The 21,126-nt window shown below is 51.2% G+C and carries 16 protein-coding genes; 14 read left to right on the forward strand and 2 right to left on the reverse strand.

The genetic code is table 11. The annotated features are described in order from the left end of the window. Positions 1-59: 59 nt before the first annotated feature. Together ACF8PK_RS13525 and trxC are read right to left on the reverse strand one after the other, a co-directional pair. Positions 60-1,214, reverse strand: coding sequence for an MFS transporter (locus ACF8PK_RS13525; RefSeq protein WP_392441768.1), 1,155 nt, complete (start codon positions 1,212-1,214; stop codon positions 60-62). A gap of 197 nt (positions 1,215-1,411) precedes the next feature. Continuing rightward, a complete protein-coding gene (trxC, locus tag ACF8PK_RS13530; protein ID WP_014257477.1) occupies positions 1,412-1,846 on the reverse strand; it encodes a thioredoxin TrxC in 435 nt (144 codons plus the stop codon). Positions 1,847-2,112: 266 nt separating this feature from the next. Here trxC and ACF8PK_RS13535 point away from each other — a divergent pair, with 266 nt between their 5' ends. The 14 genes from ACF8PK_RS13535 (at position 2,113) to ACF8PK_RS13600 (ending at position 21,091) form a co-directional block, all read left to right on the forward strand. Beyond that, positions 2,113-3,204, forward strand: a complete 1,092-nt coding sequence (locus tag ACF8PK_RS13535; RefSeq protein ID WP_158108506.1) for a ketoacyl-ACP synthase III — start codon at positions 2,113-2,115, stop codon at positions 3,202-3,204. Positions 3,205-3,379: 175 nt separating this feature from the next. Then, positions 3,380-4,501, forward strand: coding sequence for an efflux RND transporter periplasmic adaptor subunit (locus ACF8PK_RS13540; RefSeq protein WP_038151608.1), 1,122 nt, complete (start codon positions 3,380-3,382; stop codon positions 4,499-4,501). Between the two features lie 9 nt (positions 4,502-4,510). Beyond that, positions 4,511-7,663, forward strand: a complete 3,153-nt coding sequence (locus ACF8PK_RS13545) for an efflux RND transporter permease subunit (RefSeq protein ID WP_392441770.1) — start codon at positions 4,511-4,513, stop codon at positions 7,661-7,663. A gap of 230 nt (positions 7,664-7,893) precedes the next feature. Then, a complete protein-coding gene (locus tag ACF8PK_RS13550; RefSeq protein ID WP_055465631.1) occupies positions 7,894-9,309 on the forward strand; it encodes an undecaprenyl-phosphate glucose phosphotransferase in 1,416 nt (471 codons plus the stop codon). Continuing rightward, positions 9,293-10,579, forward strand: a complete 1,287-nt coding sequence (locus tag ACF8PK_RS13555; protein ID WP_286281891.1) for an outer membrane beta-barrel protein — start codon at positions 9,293-9,295, stop codon at positions 10,577-10,579. The genes ACF8PK_RS13550 and ACF8PK_RS13555 overlap by 17 nt, the downstream gene beginning before the upstream one ends. After that, positions 10,580-11,155 (forward strand): polysaccharide biosynthesis/export family protein, encoded by a 576-nt coding sequence (locus ACF8PK_RS13560; RefSeq protein ID WP_143680008.1) that lies wholly within the window; start codon positions 10,580-10,582, stop codon positions 11,153-11,155. A gap of 1 nt (position 11,156) precedes the next feature. Continuing rightward, positions 11,157-13,301, forward strand: a complete 2,145-nt coding sequence (locus ACF8PK_RS13565; RefSeq protein ID WP_143680009.1) for a polysaccharide biosynthesis tyrosine autokinase — start codon at positions 11,157-11,159, stop codon at positions 13,299-13,301. 4 nt (positions 13,302-13,305) lie between these two features. Beyond that, the gene (locus ACF8PK_RS13570) at positions 13,306-14,538 is read left to right on the forward strand and encodes a lipopolysaccharide biosynthesis protein (RefSeq protein ID WP_014257466.1); all 1,233 of its coding nucleotides are present in this window, start codon (positions 13,306-13,308) and stop codon (positions 14,536-14,538) included. Beyond that, a complete protein-coding gene (locus ACF8PK_RS13575; protein ID WP_004726862.1) occupies positions 14,531-15,910 on the forward strand; it encodes a hypothetical protein in 1,380 nt (459 codons plus the stop codon). Before ACF8PK_RS13570 ends, ACF8PK_RS13575 begins: the two co-directional genes overlap by 8 nt. Next, a complete protein-coding gene (locus ACF8PK_RS13580) occupies positions 15,903-16,901 on the forward strand; it encodes a glycosyltransferase family 2 protein (protein WP_392441774.1) in 999 nt (332 codons plus the stop codon). Before ACF8PK_RS13575 ends, ACF8PK_RS13580 begins: the two co-directional genes overlap by 8 nt. Further along, positions 16,898-18,109, forward strand: coding sequence for a glycosyltransferase family 4 protein (locus tag ACF8PK_RS13585; RefSeq protein ID WP_004726860.1), 1,212 nt, complete (start codon positions 16,898-16,900; stop codon positions 18,107-18,109). The genes ACF8PK_RS13580 and ACF8PK_RS13585 overlap by 4 nt, the downstream gene beginning before the upstream one ends. 1 nt (position 18,110) lies before the next feature. Further along, positions 18,111-19,211 carry a glycosyltransferase family 4 protein gene (locus tag ACF8PK_RS13590; RefSeq protein ID WP_014257463.1) on the forward strand — a complete coding sequence of 367 codons (1,101 nt, stop codon included), beginning with the start codon at positions 18,111-18,113 and terminating at the stop codon, positions 19,209-19,211. After that, the gene (locus tag ACF8PK_RS13595) at positions 19,212-19,619 is read left to right on the forward strand and encodes a hypothetical protein (RefSeq protein ID WP_014257462.1); all 408 of its coding nucleotides are present in this window, start codon (positions 19,212-19,214) and stop codon (positions 19,617-19,619) included. It begins immediately after the preceding gene. Further along, positions 19,616-21,091, forward strand: coding sequence for a DUF4832 domain-containing protein (locus tag ACF8PK_RS13600; protein WP_154179796.1), 1,476 nt, complete (start codon positions 19,616-19,618; stop codon positions 21,089-21,091). The genes ACF8PK_RS13595 and ACF8PK_RS13600 overlap by 4 nt, the downstream gene beginning before the upstream one ends. Positions 21,092-21,126 lie beyond the last annotated feature (35 nt).

Genomic DNA, 21,126 nt, shown 5'->3' on the forward strand with positions numbered 1-21,126 from the left:
AAAAGGCAAGCCGAAGCTTGCCTTTTCTGAATACGATATGTGTATTTGATGTGCTGGCGTTATTCGCCGGCCACCCATTCGCGTTTGGTTTTCACGCTCGACATCAACATGTAGATACACGTTGCCAACAGGGTCACAAACAGGTAACCCAATAGGCCTTGTGTGCCTTGCATAAACCAGTCGGCCAATACTGGGCCTGCCACAGAACCCACGCTGTAGCTAAACAGCATCACTTGGGTTGCGGAAACAATGTAGCTTGCATCCAGTTTGTCACAGCCAAGGTTGATCGCAATTGGGTAAATCGCGAATGTTGCCATGCCCAGCAAAAACAGACCGGCCGCCAACATATTGAGGCCTGAGTAAATCAAAGGCAGTGCGGTTGCTCCTGCACCCACAAGGCAGAACATCGCCATCAGCAATTTACGCCCCAAAAATTTAGATAGCCAAGGCACCATCGGTTGCACCGCCATCGCGCCCAAAATGACCAAGGCCATCAAGGTGCCGATTTGTGTATTGCCGATGCCACGGGATGCCAATTCCACCGGCATTAAGCCGTAGATGGCGCCCAAGGTGAGGCCCGACACCAAACAACCGATAATGGCTGCATGGCTCAATTTGCTCATCTGTTTCCACGACAAGCTGGCAGAATGTTGTGCTGGCGGTTGATCGGATTCACCGTAAATCAAAACCACAGACGCTAACAGCAGCAGTGTGGTGATGGCAATGAACGGCACGCCACCAGAGATGCCCAGTACGCCGATGCCCAATTGACCAATCGCGGTGCCGCCGTACAGCGACGCCATGTAGATGCCCAAACGTTTTGCACGACCAGATTCGTCGCCGTGCAGCAACCAAGATTCCACCACTACAAATACGCCAGCGACTGCGACACCCGCAATAAAGCGAGTGATTAGCCACGCCGAGGCAAACGGTATTGAGGGCAATGCCACAATCGAGAGCAGCAAAATGGCCAAACACCAAATAAATGCCATCCGGTGACCCAGACGATTGACAAACGGTTCCATGATCATCGCGCCCAGCAGTAAACCTGCATAGAACACACTCGCCAGCCAACTGGCCAACGATTCTTCTAGTCCATAGTGAGAAAGCATGAGCGGGATCAAGCTCATCAAGTAGCCAGACGCGATCGCGTACAGCGCCAAAGCAATGACTGGCACTGAAATGCGTTGCGCAGGAACAGCGGACGTATTCACGGCGTAGCCTCGAAATCAAGTGGAAGAACAGGGGATTTTCGCGGCGAATATGGAACTAAAGACAGGAAAGGTAAAACGAAAAATTATGGTCTTGACGATTAACAAATTTTATCAATCTGCCAAGCAGTGAAATGAGGGGTTAAGTTGGCATAATTCAGTAAAAAATGCCAACTTTATTGTCTGTTTTTGCTCTGGAGTTATTTATTTAACGCTTGGTTGAGCCATTGATCAAACTGGGATTTTGGCAACGCGCCGTTGATCATATCGACTCTTTGACCATTTTTGAACACCATAATGGTTGGAATGCTGCGAATCTGAAATTTTGCCGCCAAATTCTGCTGGCTTTCGGTGTCGATTTTCACGAAGCGAACTTGGCCTTTGCGAGCTTCCGCCACGTCACTAAAAATGGGCGCGAAACCGACACACGGGTTGCACCACGGCGCCCAAAAATCGACCACTACCGGCTGTGAGCTTTGCAATAAGGCGTCAAAGTTGGCCTCGGTGCCTTCAATCGGTGCACCATCAAGCAACGAGGCCTGACATTTGCCGCAATTGGGGCTTTCTGAGATGCGTTCAGTTGGGACACGGTTCAGGCCGTGGCAAGATGGGCAACGTGTGTTGAATGTGGTCATAACTTCCTCTCAATCAGTTGCTGGGTTGCATCCCCGAAGCTTCGAAACGGCGGGTTGTTGGGCTGAACCCTTAACGTTCGGGGGCAAATCAGCGTATAATTTACGCGTTTGCGCAAATTTCAATGGTCGTCGAATTGTGTATTTCTTTTGTGCGTGATGTTATGAAGAGACACAGTTCGCCTGCTCATTCTCACTTTCTCTAATACAACATGTGGGGGCAGGTTGCGCGATTACAATAGATAACGACAACAAAAAACAGGATTACAATGACTAAGTTTTATGCCGAAATCACGGGTTGGGGTAAGTGCCTGCCACCCGCGACGCTCTCCAATGACGATCTGGGTACCTTTCTTGAAACCAACGATGAGTGGATTCGCTCGCGTACCGGGATTGAAAATCGCCGCATTAGCCATGTGAACACCTCCGATCTTGCGACTGTGGCTGCAAAACATGCGCTGGCATGTGCCGGCCTTGATGCCAACGATATTGACCTTATCATTGTGGCGACCTGCTCACCGGATTCTCTAATCCCAAATATTGCCTCGAAAGTGCAACAGAACTTAGGGATTACCGCGGCGGCAGCGTTTGACCTCAATGCTGCCTGTACCGGGTTTGTGTATGGTCTGGAAACTGCGACCCGCTTGATTCAAGCCAGCAACTATCGCCATGCGCTGGTGATTGGTGCAGAGCGTCTGTCATTCTATTTGGATTGGACCAAACGTGACACTGCCGTGCTGTTTGGTGATGGCGCGGGTGCTGCTGTATTGAGCCGCACGGAAGCGCCGGTTGGCCTGCAAGATGCGCAAATCGGCTGTGATGCGGCGGGGCGTGATATTCTGGCCGTGCCGAAATTTGGTACTGCGATGGATCGTTTTGATGAAGAGAACGGGTACTGGACGTTTGATTTTGTCGGCAGAGAAATCTTCAAACGTGCGGTGAAAGGCATGGGCGCCGCAGCGCAGCAAGTGCTGGCGCGCAGTGGCCTAAGCAAAGACGATATTGATGTGGTGATCCCGCATCAAGCGAACATCCGCATTATTCAAACCTTGTGTGATTTGTCGGGCATCGATCAAGCCAAAGCGTTTGTGAACATTCAGAACTACGGCAACACGTCGGCGGCCACGGTGCCGATTGCGCTGTGTGAAGCATTGGAGCTTGGCAAAATCAAACCGGGTGATAACCTTCTGTTGGCAGCGTTTGGCGCTGGGCTGACATGGGGCGCTGGCCACATTAAATGGGGCGAACGTGTTACACCGCTGTCGCGTAGCGATGCCACGCTGCCAGCATGCGAGCAAACCGCATTGCAATTGTTGGAAAATGCAATCGAGCACTGCAAGCGTCATCACGCCGCTGATTGATTGGTGCAGGTTATTGAAAAAGGGGCGTTCATCGCCCTTTTTTATTGGCCTTTACACGCCATTTTCAGAACTTACAGACTGATACAATTCCCCCGTTTCTCTTGATAATCCTCGGACATTTCTTGCAAACCCTTTTCCTAGATTGCATGCATCAAGATCGATAAATTGGTTTGTCATGAAAAAAAGTACTCTATTCGCCGCTACGACAGCGGTTTTTTTATTAGCGGGTTGTCAAGATGCAACCCAGGTTGCTGCCCCGGCTAACGCCCCGTTGGTGGTGACGGCGCCCGTTGATGTCTTGGCGTATCAACCGAGCACAACCTACATTGGCCGCGCGGAAGCGATGGAAGATACGGCCATCACCGCGCAGGTGACGGGTTATTTGCAAGCGCGTCATTTCGCGGAAGGTCAAATTGTTGAAAAAGGCCAACTACTGTACAGCATTGAGCCATCCTCATTTACGGCGCAAGTTGCCAGCGCAAAAGCCGCGCTCGCTCAGGCTCAGGCCGGGCTAAAGAAAGCCGACATGGACTTTAAACGCGCGCAAACCCTATTGCCTCGCGGCAGTATTTCTCAGTCTGAATTTGATAATTTGAATGCCAATTTACTCGGCGCAGAAGCGGCGGTGGAAGCGGCTCGCGCCCAGCTTAACTTGGCGGAAGTGAATCTCTCGTACACCGAAATTCGCGCGCCATTTACGGGCCGCATCAGTAGCAGCAAAGTGAGCCAAGGCGATCTGCTGTCGCCCTCTAGTGGCGTGCTGACCACGTTGGTGAGCCTAGACCCGATTCGTACTCGCTTTAACATCAGTGAACGTGAGCGTTTGGCGTTTGCCATGGACAAAGTGCAGGGCGATGGATCGAGCGAAGCGAACGGCGTAGACGTACAAGTGGTGCTGGAAAATGGCGAACTGTATCCCCACCTCGGGAAACTGGATTTTCTCGGCAACCGCATTGACGTCAACACCGGAACAATTGCCATGCGCGCCTTGGTACCTAACCCTGAGCATCGCCTTTTGCCAGGCCAGCATGTCAACGTGATGCTGCGTAGCAAGCATGCCAGTGACGTGGTGGTGATCCCGCGCAAAGCGGTTCAAATGGACTTAGAAGGCCATTATGTGATGGTGCTGAGCGAAGGGAATGTCGCGGAGCGTCGCAACGTTGAGCTGGGCACGCAACTGCCGCAAGGCATCGTGATTAAGTCTGGCATTAGCAGCGACGACGTGGTGATCACTCAAGGCTTACAACGTGTGCGCAACGGTCTGACGGTGCGTCCTCAGCCTGCGACTCAAGAGTAAGGGGACGTTATGCTCAGTCGTTTCTTTATTCAGCGCCCCAAATTTGCGCTGGTCATTTCGATTATTCTGACGCTGGCGGGCGCGATCGCGTTGTCGATCCTGCCGGTTGCGGAATATCCTAAAATCAGTCCACCGTCGGTGAGCGTTACAGCATTCTACACCGGCGCCAGCGCGGAGGTGGTTGAACAAGCGGTCGCCGACCCGATTGAAACCTCGGTCAACGGCGTCGAAAACATGATCTACATGTCGTCGAAAAGTGCCAATGACGGATCGTATAACCTGACGGTGACGTTCGATGTCGGCACAGATCCGGACATGGCTCAGGTCAACGTACAAAACCGTGTGGCGCAGATCGAATCGAAACTGCCGCAAGAAGTGCGCATGGTTGGCGTGACAGTGAAAAAGCGGTCGCCAGATTTGCTGATGGTGCTGAACTTCTTCTCACCCGATGGTCGTTACGACGACATGTTCCTCACCAACTATGTGAACTTGAACGTCAAAGACCAACTGGCGCGCGTTAAAGGTATCAGTGAAGTCAACGTGATTGGTGGCGGTGAATACGCGATGCGCGTGTGGCTGGATCCGAAGAAAATGGCCAGCCTGAAACTGACCACCTCGGATGTGTATGCGGCGTTGGCCGAACAGAACGTGCAGGTTGCCGCTGGGCGTATTGGTGCTGCGCCCTACAACCATGCGCAGGACGTGCAGTTTAACCTTGTGACCAAAGGTCGCTTGGAATCGGTGCAAGAGTTTGAAAATGTCGTGCTGCGTGCCAATAACGATGGTTCGAGCATCTACCTGAAAGACATTGCTCGCATTGAGCTGGGCAAGAAGTTCTACGATGGCAATGGTAAATTCCGTGGCCGTGATTCTTCAATTGTTGCCTTGTCGCTGCAATCGGATGCGAACGCGCTGGAAAGTGGCCAAGCCGTGATGGACATGCTGGAAACCCTCAGCGGTAACTTCCCGGACGGCATGGTGTATGAGACCAGTTATGACACCACACTCTTCGTAGCTGAGTCGATCAAAAGCGTTGTCAAAACGTTGGTGGAAGCGATTATTCTGGTGATTGCGGTCACGTACCTATTCTTGGGGAGCTTCCGTTCGACCTTGATTCCGGTGGTCGCAATTCCGGTGTCGTTGATCGGCACGTTTGCGGTCATGTTGATGACCGGATTCACCATCAACACGGTGACACTGTTTGGTTTGATTCTGGCGATTGGTATCGTGGTGGACGATGCGATTCTGGTGATCGAAAACGTCGATACCACGATGGCCAAAGACCCAACACTCAGCGCGCGCCAAGCGACCTTGATGGCGATGAAAGAGGTGACCGGCCCCATCATCACCTCAACCCTGGTTCTGCTTGCGGTGTTCCTGCCTGTGGCCATGCTACCGGGCATCACCGGCATCATGTATCGCCAGTTCGCCCTAACCATCTGTATTTCGGTGGTGATCTCTTCGATCAACGCGTTAACGCTATCGCCAGCGCTGTGTGCGATGGTGCTGAAGCAGGGCGGTGATAACACTGCGCGTTGGTTCAAAGCGTTTAACCGCGGCCTTGAACACGTGACGAATCGCTACGGACAAATTGCTGGCATTCTGGTGAAGAAAAGCCTGATGCTGATCGTGTTCTTTGTGGTTGCCGTTGGTGCAGTGAGCTGGATGGCGAAAAACACGTCGACTGCGTTTGTACCGCAAGAAGACAAAGGCATTTTGCTGGTCAACGTTCAGTTGCCAGATTCGGCGTCGTTGTCTCGCACTGAAGAGACCACCGCGCAACTGATGGCGATGGTCGAGAAAGAGCCGGGTGTCGATGGCGTGACCGTGGCGAACGGTTACTCGTTTATGACGGGGGCCGCAGCATCGAACGGTGCGTCGATGTTTATCAAACTGCATGATTGGGAAACGCGCCGCGCGTTGCCGGGCGATCACTCGGCAAATGCCATTTCTATGCGTATCAACGGCCATGCGGCGCAAACCTTGCCGCAAGCGATCGTATTTGCCATGGGGCCGCCGGCTGTACCGGGCATGGGCGCTGCTTCCGGGTTTGAATTCGTGCTCGAAGATGCACTGGGCCGAAGCCGAAATGATTTGGCCATGGTGATGGACGATGTGATTCGCACTGCGATGCAGCAGCCGGAAATCGCTTACGCATTCAGTACCTTCCGTGCCAACGTGCCGCATTACTACGTCGATATCGACCGTGAAAAAGCCAAACAGCTGGGGATTTCGCTATCGGACATCTTCCAAACCATGCAAGGCAATTTGGGGTCGATGTACGTCAACGACTTCACCATGTTCGGTAAAAACTTCCGCGTAACGATGCAAGCCGACAGCGAACATCGAAACTCAATGGACGATTTGAACCATTTCCACGTGCGCTCGGCGTCTGGGGACATGATTCCCCTCAGCACCTTAGTCAGCTACAGCGAAGTGTTTGAGCCGGATGTGGCGTGGCGTTATAACATGTACCGCAGCGCGATCATTCAAGGTCAACCTGCGCCGGGTTACTCCAGTGGTGATGCGCTGGCTGCAATGGAACGTGTTGCGGCGCAAACGCTGCCACAAGGTTACCAATATGAGTGGACTGGGATGGCGTATCAGGAAGTTTTGGCGGGCAACCAAGCGATTTACGCGTTTGCACTGGCGCTGATCTTCATCTACCTGTTCATGGTGGCGCAGTATGAAAGCTGGAGTATTCCGCTGGCGATCATTTTGGTGGTGCCAGTGGCGACGTTGGGCTCGTTTATTGCGTTGACCCTGACCGGAACCGCGCTGAACTTGTACGCGCAAATTGGTTTGGTGTTATTGATTGCACTGGCGGCGAAGAACGCCATCTTGATTGTAGAATTTGCCAAGATGGAACGTGAAGAGAAAGACCTGCCGATTGAACAAGCGGCGATTGATGGCGGCAAACTGCGTTTTCGTGCGGTGAACATGACGTCTTGGTCGTTTATCCTCGGCATTTTCCCGCTGATCTTCGCGTCTGGCGCAGGTCATGTCAGCCAAAACTCGCTGGGGATTTCGCTGGTCGGCGGCTTGTTGTGTGTGCTGCTTGCCGGTACGTTTTTGATTCCTGGATTTTATGCATTGGTGCAACGCCAACGTGAGAAAATTCATCATGGAAACACACGTTTAGTGGATTTAGATGACGAATAATTTGTCGTAGATCAAAGCACTACCGCCGAGTTCCGTGGTGGTAGTGCTTCTACTCTAATCCTGACTCAAAATTGACATTTTGCTTTTCAATAATCTTCTAATCTATCGCCGTGATTTTTGGGATGGAGACTGAAATTCGCCGCAGGAACATGGTAGTCACAAATCATCTGTAGTATGTTTATCTGCAACATGTTGTAGTTGTAGAGCACCTCTAACTAGGCGATTCATCCATGAAATCAAGAAAAGCGTTGCAATTGGCAGACGATGGCTATGCGACTTTACTCAAAATCGTCGATTTTCTGATCATTAATATTTCTCTGACCTTTATCATTCGTTTGATTGGTGCAAAAGAAACCGCCATCGATGCGACGGCTGCTTTCCTGTTCTCTGTTATCTTTCTTCTTGCTGGTGAATACATCAACCTGTATGCACACAGTGTGCTGAGCCGAGTTCGTCGCTCATTCGTTCGTTTAGTGTGTACGTTGATTGTTGCCGCCTTGGCGATGCAGGTGGTGAAATACACTTTCCGCAATCTGGATGGTTACACCATCACCAACTTGAACAACACCATTTTTTATCAATGGTACGTGCTGCTACTGGTGTGTTTGGCTGCTGTGCGCATGGTCACCATCTCAATCGTGCGTTTGGTGCGTAAATCGATGAATAAAAAGCGCCGCGTGGCAGTGATTGGCTTGACCCCCGGCGGTTTGACCATTGAACGTGCCTTGATGCGTGCGCATCGCCCGCAAGATCTCGAAATCACCTTCTACGATGATCGCAACGAAAACCGCTTTGCGTACCCGATTCGCTCGCCGATGAAAGGCAAAGTCGCGCCACTGATTGAACTGGCCAAAGAGGGCGGGATCGACGAAGTGTTCATTGCGCTGCCGATGGTGGCACGCGATCGCATTCGTCACTATCTGGATGAATTGTCAGACAGCACCGTGGATACCTATCTGGTGCCAGACCTTTACACCTACAATCTGAATGTGTCGCAGTTGAAACGCATTGGCGGCGTACAAACCTTCAGTATTTTCAGCTCGCCATTTGATGGCATGGGTAAAGTGATCAAACGTATCGAAGACATTGTGATTGGTTCGATGATTGCATTGCTGATTTCTCCCGTTCTCATTGCGGTGGCGGTTGGCGTGAAACTGAGCTCACCTGGCCCAGTGCTGTTTAAGCAAGACCGTTACGGTTTGGGCGGTAAGAAAATCAAAGTGTGGAAATTCCGTTCGATGAAAGTGATGGAAAACGATGCGGTGGTGACCCAAGCGACCAAAAACGATCCACGCGTGACCAAGTTTGGTGCTTTCATTCGCCGGACATCGCTCGATGAATTGCCTCAATTCCTCAACGTGCTGCAGGGCTCAATGTCCATCGTTGGTCCGCGTCCACATGCGGTCGCACACAATGAGCAATACCGTAAGATTGTTGATAACTATATGATTCGCCACAAAATCAAACCGGGTATTACCGGTTGGGCGCAAATCAACGGTTACCGTGGTGAAACGGAAACTGTCGACAAAATGGAAAAACGTGTACGTTACGACATTCAATACATGCAAAACTGGAGCCTGTGGCTCGACATCAAAATTATCTTTTTGACCGTATTTAAAGGCTTTGTGAGTGAGACGGCTTACTAGTGCGTTATGCATTGCGGCGTTGGTTCCGGCCGCGCACGCAGAGTTAACCCCCAAATCCCATATTGGGCCGGCGGGCATTGATTTCCAAAGCCAAGTGGGTGTGGATTATGGTCACGACGACAACGTGACCTACCAACAAAACGCTGCACCGGCCGTGGCTTCGGATTTCTGGACCGTCACCCCAACCTTGCAAGCGGTGGGGGAACGGGGCGAAGACAAATACACCCTGATGTACAGCGGCGAGTTTCGTCGCTATGACGACTCTGCGGCGGACGATTACGATCGCCATTTTTTCATGATGGACAACGCGTGGCGTTTTGGGCGTATGCACGGATTCACGCTCAACATCTCGCAAACGTTAGGCCAAGAAAAGCGTGGTCAGGACATGTCGGAAGGCTTTACCGACAGTCAATTCACTGAATATGGCTTTGACGAACAAGGATTGAAAAATTCGCTGCTTGATACCAGCGTTCGCTACAGTTACGGCGCGCCAGAAGGTCGCGGTAAATTGGAAGTGTTACTGCAACGCAAGCAGCTCCATTTTCGCGACACTGATGACATCGAACAGGCATCGCCAGCGTTTTACGACTACTTGCTGGAGCAGGAGTGGCGGGAAGACAGTTTAGTGGTTGATCTGTTTGACCAATACAGCAGCAAAAGCCGTTTTCGCTACAGTTTTATTACCAACCGACGCCACTACGAGCACGCCAGCAACAAGCGCAGTAATGAATACTATTTGCTGTTTGGGTTAAAAAGTGAGCGTACCGGCAAGACCACCATCGAGGGGAACGTTGCCTTGCTCTACAAGGAGTTTCCCAATGATGAGAATGCCGAGGATTTTAAAGGTTTTAACTGGGATATCGAAGCAAACTGGAAGCCAGTCAAGCATTCTGAGTTTACACTCTACACCTGGCAAAAAGTGAAAGATCCCGAGCAGGAAGGCGGCTATGTTTTGGATAACAAATATGGCATCGCATGGACGCATTATTGGTGGGTTGATCGCTTTTCCACCACGTTAGATTACGGTTATCAAACCGATGATTATCGTATTCCTAACAAAGACCGTTTTGATAAAAACCAAGTTGCGAAAGTGACGATTGGATACGATTTCCGACCCTCGATACGTCTTGAAATGAATTATCAATGGAGCGACATGCGTTCCAATAAAGAGACGGACGCATTCTTTATTAATAACGGAAACACTCAGGTGCTACGACACTTGGGGTATGAACAATCTCTGATTCAGTTGCAATTAAAGGTACAGATTTAGATGCGAGCATTAGTTATTGCATGGTTGAGTTTGATGTGGCTGGTGGTATCGCCTGTGTCGGCTCAAGAGACGCCGTCACCCTCAGCACAATCTGTGGATGATGCCCCAGCACGTGAGCTGCAGGATTACCATCTCGGGACGGGCGATATGATCGACATTATTGTTCACGGCGAACCAGACATGTCGATGAAGCTGAAAATATCGAAAGCGGGCGTGGTCAACTTTCCGTACATCGGTGAAATCACGCTGACTGGCAAAACGCCGTCAGAAGTGGAAGCGGACATCGAAAACCGTTTACGGGGCGATTATTTGCTCAACCCAATGGTGACGGTGAACTTGGCCGAGTTTCGAAAAATTTACGTCTCAGGCGAGGTTGAACAACCGAACGGGTACGAATACCAGCCGAATTTAACGGTTGAACAAGCCATCGCGTTAGCGGGCGGCTTCACCGATCGGGCCGATCGCAAAGACATCAATATCCGCGTTGCTTCAAACCATGAACTAATAAAAAAAGTCGAGTTAACGCACCTTATTCAACCCGGTGACACCATCATCGTCGAACAGAGTTTTTTCTAATATGTCAGTAGGAATGGTAGAAAGCGGCAAGAAAATGGAAAGCAGCATTGATTTCGCGCCGCTGGTTAAATCGCTAAAAAAACATGGATGGAAAGTCATTCTGGCGACTGTGCTTGTGACGGGCGCGTGCGTGCCATTGGTGATGTCGATGAGTTCGAAATACATTTCGACCGCGACAGTGCTGATTAAAGCGCAGGAAGACAACGCGACGCCGATTGAGCAAGTCGACGGTTACGATTCAACGCGCAGTGCCTATTACGAAACGCAATACAACCTGATGCAATCCCGCGTGGTGCTCGAACGCGCCATCAAAATGCTCAAAATGGATGAAGATGCCCGTTACAACGGGGATAAGCCATTGGATGAGTCTCATCCAGAGTGGACGCTGTCTGAATCAGAGCGTATGGAGAAAGCACTGAAAGTGCTGCGTGAAGACATCACGTTTACGGTGGTGCGTCAAACGCAACTGGTGTACGTCTCATTTGAATCCAAAGAGCCGCAAGAAGCCGCGCGCATTGCGAACGGCGTGTCGAAAGCGTTTATCGACTACACCGTCGATCAAAAAGTAGAGAAAACCGAAAATGCGCTGCGCTGGAACCAAGAGCAGATGAAAGATCTGCGCCAGCAAGTGACAGCGAAGAAAAAAGAGATGGAGCGCTTTCTTGATAAGAATGGGCTGCTGACGTTTCGCGGTATTGACGGGTATGAAACCGAAGAACTGGGCATTGTGACCAACAAGCTCGCCGATGCCAAAGAGCGCCGTTTAGCGTCTCAAGCACAATATGAAATCGTTGCGCGTAATATGGATGCGCCGATTGAAGATATTGCGTCGATGCCAGAAGTCTCGGGCCATCCACAAATGCAAGATCTGCGCATCGCGCTGATCCAAGCCAAACGTCACCTGGCTGACTTGGGGCTACGTTATGGTCCAAAACACAACAAAGTGCTGGAAGCCAAAGCGCAAATTCAAGCGATTGAAGATCAAACTCGCTTGCTGCTACAAGAGTTAAAAGAAGGTTTGTTGAAACAGTACCAAACCGATTTAGCGAAAGAAAATCGCTACAAAGCGTTGGCTAAAGTACAAAAAGATGATTTCAAAACCTTAGTTGCCAAACGTGACCAGTATGAAAGCTTGAAAACCGATTTGGACAAAACAGAAGACTTGTATCGTCAACTGTTCCTGCGCAGTAAAGAGCAAAGCTTAACCTCGCAATACCGCGAACCGGATGCGGTGCTTTATGACCCCGCTGCAGCGGCAGAACGTCCTCAAAAACCGAACAAAGCGTTGTTGTTGGCGATGGTCGCCATTCTGACGCCTGCGCTGTGCATTCTGTATTTGATCATTCGCGCCGGGCTGGATCGCAAGATCTATATGCTCAGCCAAGTGCAACCTAAACTGGGGCTGAAACCGCTGGCCGATATTCCGCACTTTGATGGTGAGGAGCCGCGCGAACACTTGGTCAATCTGATTGAGTCCAATCCGTATGCGATGGAAACGATTCTGGGGCTGAAAACGGCCATTCGACTGGCTGCGCCGCAAGCGCGTGTGATTGGGGTTGCATCGAGTACGGTGCAAGAAGGGGCGTCAATGCTGGCGCAACTGCTGGCAAAAGCGTGGAGCCAAAATGAACGCACGCTGTTGGTGGATCTAGATTATCGTGGCACTGGCGCCTTGTCGTTTAGCGTGGTCGCGAACCCGCAACCCGAACCCCATGGCGTGGCGCAGTGGGTGAACAACCAGCATGACCTTGAGACGCTGATTCAACCCTTGAGTTCGCAATGCGATTTCTTGCCACGCGGTGAGTGGACCGCATCACCGTTGGTGCTGTTTGCTCACGAGCGTTACAGCGCTTTAATGAACCAACTCAAAGGGCAATACGATTGTGTGATCGTCAACCTGCCCGCATTGAGCGACAGCAAAGACAGCCAATTGGCGGCGCAAGCGGTGGATACGGTGTTGGTGGTGGTGCGCGCAGAGCAACGTCAGGCACCTGCGATTGTTCATGATTTGCGTAAGCTACACAGCGACAACATTGATGTGGTCGGCGCAGTGCTCAACCAAGTGAATGCAGAAAACCTGCAAGGCGAGGAGAGCAAGCGATTTATCACTCAGGGAAGTTTCACGACGTTCGCAACGGCGGAGTAAACCTATGAGTCTGCTTAGAAGCATCTCAACCATCGCCGGGTCTTCGGTGCTGTCGCAAGTGATTGGCGCGGCATCGTTGTGGCTCATCTCTCATCGCTACGGCATGGGTGAGGTTGGGATCTACGCACTGACCTACAGCATCGTATTGATTGGGGCGCAGGTGTGTACCTTCGCCTCCCAATTGCTACTGCCCAAGCAGCACGATGACCTGCTGGTGCAGAATATCGTGTTTTGCTTATTGCAGAGCCTGATTTTGGCTCTGCCGTTTACCGCGGTCGTGGTGGTGCTGTTTGATAAGCCGTTTGGCTTGTTTTATCTGTTGACGGTGGTTCACGCGTGGGTGCTGATTTCTGAAAACTTGCTGATGCGCGATGAAAAAATGGCGCTGTTGGCGCTGCAACGAATTTCGATGTCGATCGTTGTGATCTCGATGATTGCGCTGTCTGATGTGGCGATCTGGTTCTACTGGGCGTGGGCATCGCTGGCGTTTGGTTTGATCATTGTGTGGCTGGGTTATTCCACACCGCTCAAACAAGTGCGCGTGAGTCATTTTTCTTGGACACAACTGAGTCACTTCTATCGCGCCAATCATCATCACATCTCGAAAGTGGGTAGTGCTGAAGTGCTGGCGATGGCCAATAACAACTTGCCGATGGTGCTGATTAACTTTTGGTTCTCGTCAGTCACTGCGGGTTATTTTGCCGTGGTGAGCCGGTTCTGTTTGTCGCCAGTGGTGATCGTCGGCAATGCCGTGCGCAACTCGATTTTCTCCAAATGGTCGATTGATTTTCGTCATCAGCGTTTCAACTATCCAGAATTCATTAAGGTTCGCAAGCTGCTGTTTGTCCTGGGTTTGGTCGCCACTGCGGGCGTATTCCTCTTCTATCCTTTGGTGATGGAATTTGCCTACGCGCAGCATTGGGTGAGCCATGAGTGGGTCGAATCGGTTCCGACATCGCGCTACATGTTGCCCTATCTGTTTCCGGCGTTGGCCGTGTGTCCGTTAACTGTGATTGAACTGGTGTTTGGCTCGCCGCGCTACTTTTTGCGCATCCAAATTGAGCAATTAGCGGCCGTTGTGCTGGCGTTTGTGGTGTTGCCATATTTCCACCCAGATTATGGCATGTCGGTTTTGGCGTTTGCGGTGCTTTCGGCCGTGCGTTACGGCTTCATCTATCTGAAAGTCAATCAACGCGCGCGCGAGATGCGTGAGTCAATGGACGGCTCGGATGCTTAATAACGGTTTCTACATGCAGATTTACCTGTGGGTCACACTGGTGGTCTGCGGCATGGTGCAATATTTCACCGGGATCAGCGCGGTGCTGTGGCTGCCGTTTGTGCTGGCCTGCGCCATGTTATTGTTGATGATGCTGCAAACGCGCTACACGCCGTTTGTGCTTGATCACCGCGAGCGGATCATTGCTGTGGTGTTTGTCGCTTTCTTTGCAATGGCCACGGTCTCCACCGTGCTGCAAAACGGCGTGGTGGTCACGATTGTTGGTTTGAAAAATGAACTGGCGATTGCACTGGTGATGTTTTGTTTGTTGATGGGCTTTTGCCGCGAGTCGCAGATCCATCGCTTGACTCGCACAATGTACTGGATTTTCTATGCCCAGTTTCCGGTGATGCTCTACCAGCTCATGGTGGTGGTGCCCAAACGTGTTGCCATCAAAGGCGAGTTCGAAATGTGGGACTCGGTGGTGGGCACTTTTGGCGGCGACCCGATGGGCGGAGGGAATACCGCCGCGCTCGGTCTGTTTTGTTTGCTGATCATGCTGTTGAAGGTGTCGGAATACCGCCACGGGGTGGCGAGTAAAACCAGCACCGCGTTTCACGTGATTTCCGCATTCATCATGTGCATTTTGGGTGAGGTGAAATTCGTCATTCTCATTGCGCCCATCCTATTGGCATTTGTTTGGTTTGTACCGAGCTACATGCATGGCATGAAACGGTATAACGCCAAAATCATCTTAATCATGATCGGTGGTTCGGTGGCCTTGCTGGTGTTGGCGGTCTTTGCGCTTGCTTCGTCGTATTCATCGGCGTTTGGTGCTGACCCGAGCAAAGGCGCGTTTGAGCTGTTCATTGAATCGATGGAATATATTTTTGACCCGAACTTCATCATGGAAAATGGTGAGTTAGGCCGCATGACCACCGTATTTTTCTGGCTGAAAAACAGTGATTTATATGGTCTGCCGAGTCTATTGTTCGGCTATGGGCTGAATGCCACAAACCATGGTAGTTCGGTCGCGCCAGGTTTCCTCAACAATGTGTTTAATGTGCTTTTAGATTCTACCTCCATGAGCATGTTGTTGTGGGAAATCGGTTTAATTGGCACATGTTTGTTTCTGTTGGTGGTTGGTATGGTGGTTTGGGTGTGTATTCCGAAACCGATGCTGCATGGGGCCAACATGGATTTGGCCGATATCCAACTTGTGGCCTACCAACCGGCGTACATTGCGTTTGGTCTTGCAGGATTAATGAGTATTCCTTATAGCCAGATCTTAATGTTGGTTCCGATGATGCAATTTATGTTTTTCTTTTCTCTAGGTGCAGCTTTAGTGATCCGCAAGTCTGTACTCACACTGGGAGAGCGTTCTTATGAGTGAAATTCCTACCGTCTCCGTCATTATCAAGACTTACAACGAAGCCAAAGGGATCGCGAAGACCATCAACAGTATTCGTGAAAATCTGCATGCGTACCCGCATGAAATTATCGTCGCCGACAGTTTGTCGAGTGACAACACCCAACACATTGCGCTGGAACTGGGTGCGACGGTGGTGACTTTAGTGAATGGGGAAGAACGCTGTTGTGGCGTTGGGCACCAGCTCGGCTATTTGCATGCACAGGGTGAATTCTTGTTGCTGTTGGATGGTGACATGCAATTGGCGCCGGGATTCATCGAAAAAGGCATCGAATTTCTGCACACCCATCCAGATTATGCTGGGGTTGCAGGCGAGGTCGAAATGGATGAAGCAGTGAGTTACGAATTCAAATCGCGTAAGCAGCGTCTGCACCTGATCTACCCGCTGGGGGATGATGATCACTTGGCGGGCGGTGGCCTGTATCGTAAATCGGCGATTGACGAAATCGGCTACCTCACCAACCGCAATTTGCACGCTTACGAAGAGGCGGAACTCGGCATGCGCCTGATTCATGCCGGTTTTAAATTGCGCCGTTTGGCCGTGCCTTATTTCCACCACACCTCGCACGTGATGTCGACCTTTGCGTTGTTGCGACACCGCTGGCGCAGCCGTTACCTGTGCGCGTCGGGTGAGCTGCTTAAATCGTCATGGGGGCAACCGCATTTCATGCATGCGGTGAAAGAAGTGAAGAACGAAGTGATTTTCGCCGTGTATTTGCTGGGTGTGCTGTTTGCGTTGCTGTGCTTGCCGTGGATGTGGTTTGGCATTGCGTTGCTGCCACTGGTCGCCTTCTTTGCGCTGAAAACCGTTAAAAACCGCTCACTGAAAGATGCGGCCATGAGTGTCATTAACCTCACCATGTTTTCGATTGGGTTTATGCGGGGCTTGGGCGTGTCGCTCAAAGATCCCGCGGTCGCACCGGAAAATCGTGTGATTCGAGGAGAAGAGCAATGAAAATTTTGTTGGTCAATAAGTTCTTCTTTTTGAAAGGGGGCGCTGAAACCGTCTTTTTCCAAGAGCGTGAGATGCTGATGAAATCTGGCGCTATCATCGTCGATTTTTCTATGCAACATGAGAAAAACGTCGACTCTGCGTACAAAGATTTCTTTGTCTCCAACGTCGATTACTACGATGGTCACGGCTTGATGGGCAGCCTGCGTACCGCGTTGGATTTCATTCACAATCGCGAAGCGTGTGAAAAAATTCGCGTGCTGATTGAACAAGAACGCCCGGATGTGGTGCATTTTCACAACATTTACCACCAACTGACACCGTCGATCATCAAAGTGGCGAAGTCTTTAGGCTGCAAAACCGTGTTGACTGCGCATGACACCAAAATCGCGTGTCCGAGTTACACCATGTATCGCGATGGTCACACGTGTGAAGCGTGTCTGCATGGTTCGGTGTGGAATGCGTGCCGTTACCGCTGTCAGCAAGGATCACTGTTTAAGAGCGCACTGTTGTCGCTGGAGGCGGTATATCAATCAATGGCTGGGAACTACCAAGCGTTGGATGTGATTGTGTCGCCCAGTGAGTTTCTGGCTAACATCATTCGCCAAAAGTTACCGAACAATCGTATCGATGTGATCGTCAATGGGATTGATGAACACGTCGACACCACCGGCTGCAGCGATGAGGGATATTTCTTGTATCTGGGCCGTCTGAGCCAAGAAAAAGGCGTGGCGACCTTAGCGAAGGCTTATCAACAATCGCAAAAGCGTATGCCATTGAAAGTGGTGGGCGACGGGCCGTTGTATGAACCATTGAAGGCCGCGCACAGCGACATCGATTTTCTCGGATTTCAAAGTGGCGACGCGCTGCACAGCCTGATCAAAAAAGCCAGTGCGGTGATTGTGCCCTCAGAGTGTTATGAAAACTGCTCCATGTCCGTATTGGAAGCAATGGCGTATGGCAAACCCGTGATCGGCGCCAACATCGGCGGGATCCCGGAGCAGGTAAGAGACGGCGTGGAAGGCCGTTTGTTTGAAGCGGGCAACCCGGCGTCGTTAGCCGAGGTGATGGATCAGTTTGCCATCCAGAAAGACGCCGCGGTTGATATGGGACGTCACGCACGTCAGCGACTACTGAATAAATACTCACTGACCACCCATGAACAACGTTTATTAGATTTGTATCAGCAACTCGTTGGTGAGGCCGCTTAACATGAAAATTACTGTATTGGGCACGCGGGGCATTCCCGATGTGTTGGGGGGCGTCGAAACCCATTGTCAGCATCTTTATCCTGAATTGGTGAAACAGTTTGGGGTGGAAGTTTGTGTGATCGCGCGTTCGCCGTATGTGCCATACAAACGCTCCAGTTATTTGGGCGTGCAAACCAAAGCCATTTGGGCGCCGAAGAAAAAGTCGCTGGAAGCGATTGTGCATTCGACCTTGGCTGCGTTTTCGACCCTGTTTGATGGTTCGGATGTGGTGCATGTGCACGCCATCGGCCCGGGTTTAGTCGTGCCGCTGCTGCGTTTGTTGGGCAAAAAAGTGGTGTTTACCCATCACGGCCCAGATTATGACCGTCAGAAATGGGGCGGATTTGCCAAGAAGATTTTGATGCTTGGCGAAAAATTTGCCGCGAAATGGGCCAATGAAGTGATTGTGATTTCCGAAGTCATTAATCGCATTTTGCAGCAAAAATATCAGCGTTTCGACGCCAACTTGATCTACAACGGCGTGCTTGCGCCTGAGGCGCTCAGCGCCGAAAGTATCAACGCCACGTTGGGTGAGTATCAGTTGACGGCGCAAAACTACTTGGTGGCCGTAGGCCGCTTCGTCGAGGAAAAAGGCTTTCATGATTTGATTGATGCTTATCGTGAATCCGGACTCAGCATGCCTTTGGTGCTGGTGGGCGATACTGACCATGAAACCCCTTACAGCGCTGCGCTGAAAGAGAAAGCGCGTAGCACGCCGGGCGTGATCATGACCGGTTTTCTCAAAGGGGACGCACTCAAAGCGGTATTTTCGCAAGCGCGACTGTTTGTGATGCCGTCTTATCACGAGGGGTTGCCGATTGCATTGCTTGAAGCCATGTCCTTCTCGCTGCCTGCGCTGGTGAGTGACATTCCGGCGAACACGGAAGTGGCCTTGGATCCAACCTGTTATTTCCCAGTTGGCAATGTGGCTGCATTAGGTGAAAAACTGAGTGCATTAAGTGAAGAAGCCCGTGTGGACTACGCCGAGTACCTAGCCAAATACGACTGGGAAAAAATCGCGCAGCAAACCATGCAGGTGTATCAAAAAGTTGTGGGGCAATAAGTGTCAACACCCGTAAAAGAGAACAAAACGGTGACGCAGTTCTATCATGCGCTTGATGAACAAGTGGCAGCAGAGCTCACCGATACACAGAAACAAGCGATTGAACACGCGATCAAAAGCGTGGGCTTGGTACATCGTCACGGCGTTGATGTACGCAAGAGTTTACCTTGGTTTGGTAAACGGTATTACCTGGTGTTGTTGATGGGGCGCGATCGCCGTCATCAACTGCGCCCGTCGGAATCCAAATGGGCGAATTTTGTCGTGACATCCTTGATGATTGTCGGGCTGCTCGCGCTGTTGGGTTTGTCATTCCTTGCGCTGTATTTGATCAAATCCGCCATGGGCATTGATATTTTTCCCAACTACTCACTCGGGATTTGGGATTGGTTTAAAGGGTTAATGCAATGAAACAACGAACAGCAGCGTGTCGGCTGAATTTGGCCAGTCAAGCGGGTTTGGTTTTGCTGATGATGTTACCGCTTTCAGCGTGTCAGGCGGAGAGCAAGAATGCGTCGTCGTCATCGACTGCGTCGGTATCGCGTGATGAGCAGAAAATCACCGTGCATCCGGCGGCATTGTCGGGGCCGATCACCAACCCGGGCATCGGGGTTGAAACGTTTCATAACAACTGGGAAGTGCCACTGCCGCTGGAGCTCTATCCCGAGTCTGGCGTGGATTACTTTCGTTTTTACTGGACCGATTTGGAGCCGGAAGAGGGCGAATACGCCTTTGGTATGGTTGACCGTTTGTTAGCGCAAAACCGTGCCGCGTTGCCATCACAAATGGTGGCGCTGCGTTTTATGACGGCAGACGGCCCTGAAAGCGGCAGCAAAATTCCAGATTGGCTGATTAAAAAAGGCATTCGTGGGAACTGGACGTCCGATGGCAAAACCTTCGTGCCGGATCTCGATGACAGCTTGTATCTGCATTATGTGGAAAAACTGCTCAATGCGTTTGGTCAGCGTTACGACGGCAACACCAACTTGAGTCACATCGATATCGGCATGGTTGGCTCTTGGGGGGAATGGCACAACAGTAACTTTACTGAGCTGGAGCCGTTGCATCAGCGCTACAGTGACAATGATTTGAATAAGTTGATCGACATGCATTTTGCGGCGTTTCCCAACACGCCTAAAGTGATGTTAATCAGTGGCGAAAACAGCTTGGCTTACGCGGTTGAGAAGGGCGCAGGTTGGCGCGCAGACTGCTGGGGCGACTGGCATAACTTCTCCGACACATGGAGCCATATGGTTGACGACTATCCTTATCGTCTTGCCATGGCTCAGCAAACCTATGCCAAGTTCAATCAGGCATGGCAAACCGCGCCAATTTCCTTGGAAACGTGCGGCAATATGTCGGAATGGTGGAGCAAGTACAATTACACCCGTGAGCAAGTGAAAGCGAGCTTGGATTGGGCGATTGCGCAGCACGCTTCGACATTGAACCTGAAATCGCACGTGGTGCCGACTCAGTATCGTGATTTGTTGGACGATGCGTTGACTCAAATTGGCTATCGTCTGCGTGTAGACACACTGGTGCACCCTGCTGAATTGACGCCGGGCGCGACCATGACGGTTCAGGCCTTGCTTGTGAACGAAGGGAACGCGCCACCGTATCAGCACCATTATCTGGCGTATCGATTGGTGAATGAGGACGAAGAAACCGCGTTTTTCAACGTCTCAACCGCAGATGTTATGCGTTGGTTGCCGGGCGAACACGCGACCTCTAGCAGTTTCACTTTGCCTGAAACGATCCCCACCGGCCATTACTACCTTGAGTTGGCCTTGGTCGATCGCCATGCTGAGGCAGAAGTGAATCTGGCCAATGAAGGGTTGCAGGCATCGGGCTGGTATCGCTTATCTGACGTAACCATTCGTTAGGTAGACAGCCTTCGCCATGCTGTGGTTCGATAGAC

Source organism: Vibrio sp. CJQ_6, assembly GCF_043106745.1.
GTDB lineage: Bacteria > Pseudomonadota > Gammaproteobacteria > Enterobacterales > Vibrionaceae > Vibrio > Vibrio furnissii.

What these genes read in the sequence shown, in the direction of transcription:
- ACF8PK_RS13535 (WP_158108506.1), top strand. Translation starts at nt 2,113, where the DNA reads ATGACTAAGTTTTATGCCGAAATCACGGGTTGGGGTAAGTGCCTGCCA.
- ACF8PK_RS13570 (WP_014257466.1), top strand. Translation starts at nt 13,306, where the DNA reads ATGAGTCTGCTTAGAAGCATCTCAACCATCGCCGGGTCTTCGGTGCTG.
- ACF8PK_RS13550 (WP_055465631.1), top strand. Translation starts at nt 7,894, where the DNA reads ATGAAATCAAGAAAAGCGTTGCAATTGGCAGACGATGGCTATGCGACT.
- ACF8PK_RS13585 (WP_004726860.1), top strand. Translation starts at nt 16,898, where the DNA reads ATGAAAATTTTGTTGGTCAATAAGTTCTTCTTTTTGAAAGGGGGCGCT.
- ACF8PK_RS13590 (WP_014257463.1), top strand. Translation starts at nt 18,111, where the DNA reads ATGAAAATTACTGTATTGGGCACGCGGGGCATTCCCGATGTGTTGGGG.
- trxC (WP_014257477.1), bottom strand. Translation starts at nt 1,846, where the DNA reads ATGACCACATTCAACACACGTTGCCCATCTTGCCACGGCCTGAACCGT.
- ACF8PK_RS13545 (WP_392441770.1), top strand. Translation starts at nt 4,511, where the DNA reads ATGCTCAGTCGTTTCTTTATTCAGCGCCCCAAATTTGCGCTGGTCATT.
- ACF8PK_RS13565 (WP_143680009.1), top strand. Translation starts at nt 11,157, where the DNA reads ATGTCAGTAGGAATGGTAGAAAGCGGCAAGAAAATGGAAAGCAGCATT.
- ACF8PK_RS13540 (WP_038151608.1), top strand. Translation starts at nt 3,380, where the DNA reads ATGAAAAAAAGTACTCTATTCGCCGCTACGACAGCGGTTTTTTTATTA.
- ACF8PK_RS13575 (WP_004726862.1), top strand. Translation starts at nt 14,531, where the DNA reads ATGCTTAATAACGGTTTCTACATGCAGATTTACCTGTGGGTCACACTG.
- ACF8PK_RS13580 (WP_392441774.1), top strand. Translation starts at nt 15,903, where the DNA reads ATGAGTGAAATTCCTACCGTCTCCGTCATTATCAAGACTTACAACGAA.
- ACF8PK_RS13600 (WP_154179796.1), top strand. Translation starts at nt 19,616, where the DNA reads ATGAAACAACGAACAGCAGCGTGTCGGCTGAATTTGGCCAGTCAAGCG.
- ACF8PK_RS13560 (WP_143680008.1), top strand. Translation starts at nt 10,580, where the DNA reads ATGCGAGCATTAGTTATTGCATGGTTGAGTTTGATGTGGCTGGTGGTA.